Here is an 8,966-nt window from a genome sequence, read left to right on the forward strand (position 1 = left end):
GACAGGCTATATGGCGCCAATATTGCCGATCCCTAAGACCAGAGATCCGACAATCTCTATTTGAAATGTACATTCATGAATAATTATTCGCGGACATGGCGTGTACCTGCGATATGAAACCGTAGCTTATGACGCCACACAGAAAGGGAGGATTGGTAGTTTATTCCATGTGTAAGGCGCAAAGATTGGGGTGGGTTTCGTCAGGATACGAGCGGGTCCTTACTCGGACCCGATCAGCATGCGAATAAATCAATACGGCCACTGCGGACAATTATCCACACTGTGGCTCACTCCGTGGAAGCGATCGATACGCCCCTCAAACTCTTTTATCAGGCTGCCATCTTCCAGACGATTGCAAGACGCCTCATGCGCGCCCTTGCCGTAGAGGTAACTGAAGAGCAGCTTGCCATAAGGCAGGACGTTCATGTCTTCGAAGGCCTGCTCATAAATGTTATTGCGTATGATGCAACTGCTTCCTTCACCCCCGCAGCGAATCGTGCGCAATCCCCATATGCGGAAAAAGTTATCCTCGATCAGCAGCTGTACTTGGGATTTACCTTCTGCATATATGGTATCGGTCTTCTTCCCTTTGGCATTGGCCCAGAAATAATTGCCGCGGATGATCCCGGAGCCCGATGTGGGTACCAGACCGAACTGGAATCCGTCCGCATGAGATGTGGGAATGAGGGTCAGCGAGTGCATATAGTTGTAGCTGACGTCTAGCCCATCGTTATTACCGCTGAGAAAGAACAGATCCTCACAACCCCGTGTCTCACTGCGTTGCACGACGAAATTCTGGTAACTGATCAAACGAAACACCTTGGTGGGTTTGGTGCAGATCACCAGGCTGTATTCGATGAGCGCATTGGAGTGATGGGTAGCTTTGACCGGATAGTATGAATTGCACGTAATGACAACATTGCGTAGGGTCACATCGTCACTTTCAATACGCAGGCAACCATCGATGAGTACATTTTCTATGGTGGCCGGTGACTTGATTGTCAACGGCCCGGTGTAGGCTTCACTTGGGTAGGGAGCGATGACACCCGGCCCTATGCTGACGCCGACATCTTTGGGAGCAACATGAATGTACGGGCCGCCCTGGGGCTCGGGGTTTAAACTCTTGCGCTTAGTCCTGACGACCTGATCGGCTAGTGCGATGACCTCATTAGCAATACGAGATGAGTCTGCCGCCTGCTCTACAGCCGCAGTTCCCGGCTGAGCCAGGCCTTCGGCATTCGCAGGGGCATTGACAAACATTCCCGCCAAACACGTGCCCATGGTGAGAGCGATAGAAATAATAATGCGCACGACGCACCCCGGCTAAATTAGTGTTTTTACCGATCCGTATGCTGCTGATCGTGGGGCGAATTCGTCTCACATCGCCTGACAGTACCGCCTAATATCTCCGACCAGCGCACTGGCACCCACCCGCCTCCACAGGAAATACAAGCCTGGAGAAGCACGCCAATATTCCGTGCCATTGCAAATATTCAAGACATAGTGACCAGCAATATAGTCCAGCACATCATCAAGAATGAGGTTTATCCGCCGATTAAATAAATCCGGGGCAGGCACAGAAACACTGAAAAATTCCAAAATACATACACAAATGGAATTATTTATTTGTAGAATGCCATCATGCCGTGACTAAAAGATATTTTTGGTGCCATACAGAATCGCCAGTTCATGATTCTGTCGACTGGAAGACGGTTTAACGCTCATACGTTTGGAGCAATTCTTGGGAACTCGCCGAAAAGGAAGCACTGTGTACGGGAAAACAATAAACAGACTGGTTCGCTTGCCACTTCTCGCCGCAACTTGCAGCTTGCCGATCCTCACCGCGGGCTGCGCAAATAGTGGCGGCCTGAATCACCAGAGCGATGAGTACCGGATTGAGGTAGTGAAATCCGAGAATGCCAGCGAGCGTGTGCGATTCCTGGTGATGCACTTTACGACCATCGATTTTGAAACTTCGCTACGGGTACTCACACAACCGAGTTCCCGACCGGTGAGCTCTCATTACCTGATCCCCGAAAGCGGAGACCCTACCTACCCCCACAAAGATTTACGGGTGTACCAGCTGGTGGATGAGTACCGTCGCGCCTGGCACGCTGGTCGGAGCAGCTGGGAAGACCGCAGCCAGCTGAATGACCATTCGATTGGTATTGAAATCGTCAACAAAAGCGAGTGCCATCCACCCCCCGAGTCGACACCGGAGGCCGAGGCCGATGCGGTGTGCTTTTTCCCTGAATTTGATACCGCGCAAATCGATCTGTTGATCGCACTATCCAAGGATATTCTGGCGCGCTATCCGGATATCACCCCGACGCGAGTGATAGGGCACGGCGATATCATTCCGCAGTACAAGATTGATCCAGGCCCAAAGTTTCCATGGCAGCAGCTGGCGGATGCCGGCATTGGCGCCTGGTATGACGATGCCACCGTAAAGCGCCATCTGGACTACCTCAATGGAAATACCACCAGTGACCGCGACGCGGTGCGCCGCAGGTTTGCCATGTGGTTACAGGATTACGGCTACGGCATCGACCCGGAAACCGCGACGGATGACGAAATCACCCTGTACACGCGCGCCTTCCAGTATCATTTCCGACCCTGGCAAGTAGACGGTGAAGTGGACAATCAATCCCGGGCCATCATGCTGGCGCTGCTGGAGAAATACTTCCCGGACAAATTGAGTGGATACGGTGAGTTCGGTGGTGAGGCGATTGCCATCAAAAGCCCCTGATTGACCGGGTCAATATGAACAGGCCGGGTTGCGACATGCCTGGAAAATCGCAACCCGCCTGTAAAAAGGCTTACGATTTTCCAGCGTCACGTTAATTTTGCCGCGAACATCTCAGCCGGCAACACGACCATTTTTCGGTACTGACGCAGTATTCCCCGCCGGCGCCACCACGGTTACGGGCAGTTTTCCACCCGGTAATTTTTCGCTGACCAGTGCTTCGGCAAGCGCGCGATAGATCGGGCCTTCAAGTTTCTGTTGCGGTCCGATATAGGCCTTGTAATCAAAACTGGCCAGGTGCACATCCGCCAGCTCTTTGAAGCGCCCACTCTCGTATGGCGAGCGCATGCTTATGAATGCCGTTTTCGCGCCCTTGGCCCGGGCGGTAATCAGGCCCTCGCGGTAAATCTCGTACAGTGTTTCCTGATCCAGGCGCCGGTACTCCAGCTTGCCAAGGTCCTCCATACCGCCAAGCTCCACCGCACTTTCCGCCGGTACGATACTCGCCACCACCAGCGCATCTGCCGCAGAGTTTCGGATGCTATCTACTGCAGTGGGTATGTCGAGCACTTCAATTTCCGCAGTGGTCACCGCCGAGAGCGCAATGCGAAACGCCTCACCCACCGCCGGGTTGGGCGCCAGCACCTGTACGTGCGTCATATCCTTGGTGATCAAAGGCAATGTGGACTCCCCAGGGGTGAATACACCTGTCAGAGCAGATGTGGCCAGCTCACTTGCCAGAGCGCGGTGCTGCGGCGAAGCCAGTACTTGGTGTGCAGCGAGAAGTGCCTCGGCTTCCCCCTGCTGCAGCCAGCTCTGGTTCACATACTTCTGTTTAAGTTGCTCGATGCGGGCAACGGATTCATCTATCTCTACTGCCGGCACTGCACCGTTGGCAATCGCCTCGGTAACGGAATCGATCAATGCGTCCAACAGCTGGAGGTCATCCGGGTAGCGAATCTTGATCGGCATCAGCGCGATATCAGCGCCGGCCGCAAAGGTGTGCACCACAGCCTGATCCGGGGTGAAATATTCACTAATACCCGCCATATCCAGTGCGTCAGTAACAACCACGCCCTGATAATGCAATTCTTCGCGCAAAATGTCGGTCAGTATCTTGCGCGAAAGAGTAGCCGGAACCAGCATTTCCTCGCCGGATTTTGACCGCAGCACCGAGTTGTCCAAGGACGGATACTGAATATGCGCCGTCATCGTCAAAGCCGGTTGTACGCGCGCAATCACCTGGGCAAACGGCAGCAAATCCACCGCCTTCGCCTGCTCCAGCGGGCGCTCTACCCGCGGCAACCCTGTATGACTGTCGACACTGGTATCACCATGTCCGGGAAAGTGTTTTACCGTGGCGGCAATACCCTGCTGCTGGAATGCGGCAACACTTGCACCTCCGAGATCCGCCACCATTTGCGGTGACTCGCCATAGGACCGCACATTGATGACAGGGTTATCCGGGTTGCTGTTCACATCCAGGGTCGGCGCAAAGTTCACATTGAAACCCAGCGACTTGAGCTGCTCCCCCATCGCCGCCGCGGTGTGAGTAGCGAAATACTCGCCGTGACGGGCATAGGTGGCACCGATCGCCATATTGCCAGCAAATGCCGCGGCTTCATCACGGGGCAGGCGATTTACCCGTCCGCCCTCCTGATCGACTCCGATCAACAATGGCAAACCACTGGCCGATTGCTGCGCGGCCGCTTGCAGCTGCCGGTTGAGGCGCACGATCTGTGCACTGTCTTCCAGATTGTCTGCAAACAGGATGATGCCGCCGATATCATTGCGGCGGATCATTTCCGCCAACGCGCCGGGAAGTTCGGTGACCGGTTGATTACAGTGCAGATTGCCCGCATCCCCCGGGGTCGGGCGTCGCATGTCCGGGCAGTAGTAGCGGATATCCAGCATCAGCTTTTGCGCGATTTTTTGGCGTAAATCCAGTATTTCACCAGATTCGAACTGGGCAACCTTCTCCGCTTTACTGCAAGCCACGACGGCAAATGCGGCAACAGCAAAAGAGAAGTGTTTTACGGCCTTTGGCAGAGCAATTCTTGTTAGCATAATAAATAACCAATGATTCGGCGCAGCGCAGAAAAGAATAATTTATTCTTCACAATTAATGCCACAGCGCAATAGAACGATACCGTCTCCTTCACTTCATTCCCAACGTCCACCCGGTCTGATAGTGGTTTCGCCGCCGCTTTGGTATCCTTGCGCGCTTGCCAAAAGCGCCCGCAAAACGGCACACCGGGCCCCAGGGGCCGGTACGAAAGAACAACTAAGCCACTGATTTATAAAGATTTTCGCACTCATGCCCGCAACCACCAGCACGAACCAGCAAGTCGAACACACACCCATGATGCAGCAATATCTGCGCATCAAGGCCGAACACCCGCAGGAGCTGGTGTTCTACCGTATGGGGGACTTCTATGAGCTGTTCTACGACGATGCCAAGCGCGCGTCGGAGCTGCTGGACGTCACCCTGACCGCCCGCGGCAAGTCAGGGGGGCAGCCGATTCCCATGGCGGGCATTCCCTACCATGCGGCGGAGGGGTATCTGGCGCGGTTGATCAGGGCCGGGGTTTCCGTGGCCATCGCCGAACAGATTGGCGATCCGGCCACCAGCAAGGGGCCGGTGGAGCGCAAGGTGGTGCGCATCGTCACCCCAGGCACGGTCACCGACGAGGCGCTGCTGAACGAGCGCCGCGACAACTTGCTGGCGGCCACCGTCATGGTGGGTGGCAAATTCGGTGTCGCGCTGCTGGATGTGGGCACCGGGCATTTCGCGGTACAGGAAGTGGACACCCTGGAAGCACTTGTGGAGCAGGTACAGCGCTACAGCCCCACCGAACTGCTGGTATCCGAGGACCTTATTCTGCCGCCAGAGATCGACCGCCGCGCCGGCCTGCGCCGCCGCGCGCCCTGGGAGTTCGATCTGGAGAATGCGCTGCGCCTGCTGAACCGCCAGTTCGGTACCATGGACCTTGAGGCATTCGGCTGCAGCCATATGCACGCCGCACTCTGTGCCGCCGGCTGTCTGCTGCAGTACGCCCGCGACACCCAGCGCACCGAGCTGCCGCATATCCGCACCCTGCGCACCGAGCGCAGCGAAGATACCGTGGCACTGGACCCGGCCAGCCGGCGCAACCTGGAAATTGACACCAACCTCAATGGCGGCGATGACAATACCCTGCTGTCGGTCTTCGACGCCTGTAAAACTGCCATGGGCAGCCGCCTGCTGCGCCGCTGGCTAAACAACCCCCTTCGCAACCTGCACACCCTGGAACAGCGTCAGCAGGCGATTACCGCACTGATTACCGATTACCGCTTTGAACCCTTGCGCGACGCCCTCAAGCCTATCGGCGATATGGAGCGCATCCTCGGTCGCCTGGCGCTGCGCTCCGCCCGCCCGCGTGACCTGTCCCGCCTGGGCATGTCCCTGGCCCAGTTCCCGGAGTTGCAGCGTCAGCTGAGCGAGGCCGATGCCGCCCTGCTCGGCCAGCTTTCCCGCGAAATGGGCGAATGGCCGGAGACCGTGGAACTGCTGGAGCGCGCACTGGTGGAAAACCCACCGGTGGTGATCCGCGAGGGAGGCGTGATTGCCGATGGCTTCGACGATGAGCTCGACGAACTGCGCGGCATCAGCGAAAACGCCGGCGACTATCTGGTACAGATGGAAGTGCGCGAGAAGGAGCGCACCGGTATTCCCACCCTCAAGGTGGGCTACAACCGGGTGCACGGCTATTACATCGAGATCAGTCGCGGCCAGAGCGACAAGGCACCCGCGGACTACATCCGTCGCCAGACCCTGAAGAACGCCGAGCGTTTTATCACCCCGGAACTGAAAGAATTTGAGGACAAGGCGCTCTCCGCCAAGAGCCGCGCCCTGGCCCGAGAGAAGTTCCTGTACGAGGAACTCATCACCACCCTGAACGAACGTTTGGCGGAACTGCAGAACGCTGCCGCCGCGGTATCCCAGCTGGACGTGCTGGCGAATATGGCCGAGCGCGCCGACCAGCTGCGCCTGACTAAGCCTGAGCTTTCGAACCAACCCGGCATCCACGTCGAGGGCGGTCGCCACCCGGTGGTGGAACAGGTGCTGGATGTCCCGTTTGTGGCCAACGATATCGACCTGCACGACGCCCGCCGCATGCTGGTGATTACCGGCCCGAACATGGGTGGTAAGTCGACCTATATGCGCCAGACCGCACTGATCGCCCTGCTCGCCCACTGCGGCAGCTTTGTGCCCGCCGACAGCGCGCGCATCGGCCTGCTGGACCGTATCTTCACCCGCATCGGCAGCGCCGACGACCTGGCCGGCGGCCGCTCCACCTTTATGGTTGAGATGACAGAGACTGCCAACATCCTGCGCAATGCCAGCGAGCACAGCCTGATCCTGATGGACGAGATTGGCCGCGGTACCAGCACCTACGACGGCCTCTCCCTGGCCTGGGCCTGCGCCCACTTCCTGGCCGACAAGGTGCGCGCCTTTACCCTATTCGCCACCCACTATTTCGAGCTTACCGAGCTGCCGGCGCAATGTCCGGAGGCCACCAACATTCACCTGAATGCCACCGAGCACGGTGACTCCATCGTGTTCCTGCACCGCATTCAGGAGGGCCCCGCGTCCAAGAGCTACGGTCTGCAGGTGGCCAAACTGGCGGGCATCCCACAAGAAGTGTTGGAAGAAGCCAAAGCGCGCCTCGCCGCTCTTGAAGCTGGACACACTACCCGCGACTCGGGCCCAGGTCCGAAACCGGTAACACAGCCGATGGCGGAACCAGCACCAGCGCCGAAGCCAATCCCGGTGGCACAACCCAAAGCGACCACCCCCGCTCAGGTGGACCTGTTTGGCAGTGCTCCACACCCCGCGGTCGAGGCACTGGAAGCATTGGACCCAGACGACCTGACCCCGCGCCAGGCGCTGGAGCAGCTCTACGCTCTGCGTAAACTGTTATAAGCACCCAACCAATTCGACTCAAAAGCCACTACAATTCACGCCAGTAATTGCTAAAATCCGCTGCTTCCATATATGGGCACGACTCTAACGAGAAACTCGCCCGGCAGCGGCAACGCACAGCACTATTGAGGGACAAGCATGACATTCGTAATTGGGGAAAACTGCATCAAGTGCAAATACACCGACTGTGTGGAAGTTTGCCCGGTAGACTGCTTCTACGAAGGCCCCAACTTCCTGGTGATCCACCCTGACGAGTGCATCGACTGCGCCCTGTGTGAACCCGAGTGTCCCGCCAACGCCATCTTCTCGGAAGACGAGGTGCCGGAGGATCAGCAGGAATACATCGAGCTGAATGCGGAACTCGCCGAAGTGTGGCCGAACATCACCGAGAAGAAAGACTCACTGCCGGATGCGGAGGAGTGGGATGGTGTGAAAGGCAAGCTGCAGTACCTTGAGCGCTGATCACCCGCAATAAAATAAAAAGCCGTCTTTGCAGACGGCTTTTTTTGTTTTCAAGGGCCTCCGAGCCGTCCCTATAGTCAGAATGATTTCTACCGTTTCCATAGAAGTAACCAAGCACGACCAATAATTATGTCCACCATGAAAACCCTCCGCGTACTGCTGCGGCGCACCATGGCCGTCGCCCTGCTCGCAATCCCCATGGAAGCGGCCCCCGGCGAGGACCGCCGCATAGCCCTCGCCTTTGACGATGGACCCAGTTCCAGCAATAACGAAGCCTTGTTAAATGAGCTAGAGCGACTGGATATCAAAGCCACCTTTTTCCCGGAACCTTTGGCGCTTGGCAGTGAACCAAAGCGCAAAACAGGCAAAGTGAAAAAACACCGCGAGACTGCCTCCGCCATCGCGCACAGGGAAATAGCCGGCGCTAAACGAATTTTGCGCAACTTGGGCGAGCGCAGCCCATCTTTATTAATCAGTCTCCCGGATACACGACTGCCGGAAAAGCTCGAGCAGGGACTGACCAGCGCAAACTCCTGGGGCTTCCCCGAAGACTCATTGGCGGATCTGGACGAGGCACAGGAAATCGCCAATCTTGTGGCGGAAAACGCCTTTCCTGGTGCGGTGATGATCCTGCACCCACTGTACAACCAGCGAGAGCATATTCTCCAGGCACTGCCAATCATAACCGAGCGGCTAAAAGCGGAGGGTTACGAATTTACGACGCTCTCAGAACTTCTGGAAGAGTTTGCCTGATACCACTCCTCCTTTGAAAAATCTCATCGAAGTGTATTG

The 8,966-nt window shown here is 56.9% G+C and carries 6 protein-coding genes; 4 read left to right on the forward strand and 2 right to left on the reverse strand.

Annotated elements, in window-relative coordinates; all coding sequences use genetic code 11:
* Positions 1–249: 249 nt before the first annotated feature.
* Positions 250–1,311, reverse strand: a complete 1,062-nt coding sequence (locus tag VIL80_RS10945) for a hypothetical protein (protein WP_332036149.1) — start codon at positions 1,309–1,311, stop codon at positions 250–252.
* A 517-nt stretch (positions 1,312–1,828) separates the two neighbouring features.
* Here VIL80_RS10945 and VIL80_RS10950 point away from each other — a divergent pair.
* Positions 1,829–2,749 carry an N-acetylmuramoyl-L-alanine amidase gene (locus tag VIL80_RS10950; protein ID WP_332036150.1) on the forward strand — a complete coding sequence of 307 codons (921 nt, stop codon included), beginning with the start codon at positions 1,829–1,831 and terminating at the stop codon, positions 2,747–2,749.
* A gap of 111 nt (positions 2,750–2,860) precedes the next feature.
* Here the strand turns inward: VIL80_RS10950 and VIL80_RS10955 are convergent, their stop codons facing one another.
* Positions 2,861–4,813 (reverse strand): glycoside hydrolase family 3 protein, encoded by a 1,953-nt coding sequence (locus VIL80_RS10955; protein WP_332036151.1) that lies wholly within the window; start codon positions 4,811–4,813, stop codon positions 2,861–2,863.
* A 250-nt stretch (positions 4,814–5,063) separates the two neighbouring features.
* Here VIL80_RS10955 and mutS point away from each other — a divergent pair, with 250 nt between their 5' ends.
* The 3 genes from mutS (at position 5,064) to VIL80_RS10970 (ending at position 8,927) form a co-directional block, all read left to right on the forward strand.
* Complete coding sequence (gene mutS / locus VIL80_RS10960) at positions 5,064–7,712, forward strand: DNA mismatch repair protein MutS (RefSeq protein ID WP_332036152.1); 2,649 nt, start codon at positions 5,064–5,066, stop codon at positions 7,710–7,712.
* 138 nt (positions 7,713–7,850) lie between these two features.
* Positions 7,851–8,174, forward strand: coding sequence for a ferredoxin FdxA (gene fdxA, locus VIL80_RS10965; protein ID WP_138234850.1), 324 nt, complete (start codon positions 7,851–7,853; stop codon positions 8,172–8,174).
* A 138-nt stretch (positions 8,175–8,312) separates the two neighbouring features.
* Positions 8,313–8,927, forward strand: a complete 615-nt coding sequence (locus VIL80_RS10970; protein ID WP_332036153.1) for a polysaccharide deacetylase family protein — start codon at positions 8,313–8,315, stop codon at positions 8,925–8,927.
* Positions 8,928–8,966: the final 39 nt, after the last annotated feature.

This window comes from Microbulbifer sp. (assembly GCF_036563125.1).
GTDB lineage: Bacteria > Pseudomonadota > Gammaproteobacteria > Pseudomonadales > Cellvibrionaceae > Microbulbifer.

Coding starts and splice junctions, on each gene's coding strand:
- VIL80_RS10955 (WP_332036151.1), bottom strand. CDS start 4,813: ATGCTAACAAGAATTGCTCTGCCAAAGGCCGTAAAACACTTCTCTTTT.
- mutS (WP_332036152.1), top strand. CDS start 5,064: ATGCCCGCAACCACCAGCACGAACCAGCAAGTCGAACACACACCCATG.
- fdxA (WP_138234850.1), top strand. CDS start 7,851: ATGACATTCGTAATTGGGGAAAACTGCATCAAGTGCAAATACACCGAC.
- VIL80_RS10970 (WP_332036153.1), top strand. CDS start 8,313: ATGAAAACCCTCCGCGTACTGCTGCGGCGCACCATGGCCGTCGCCCTG.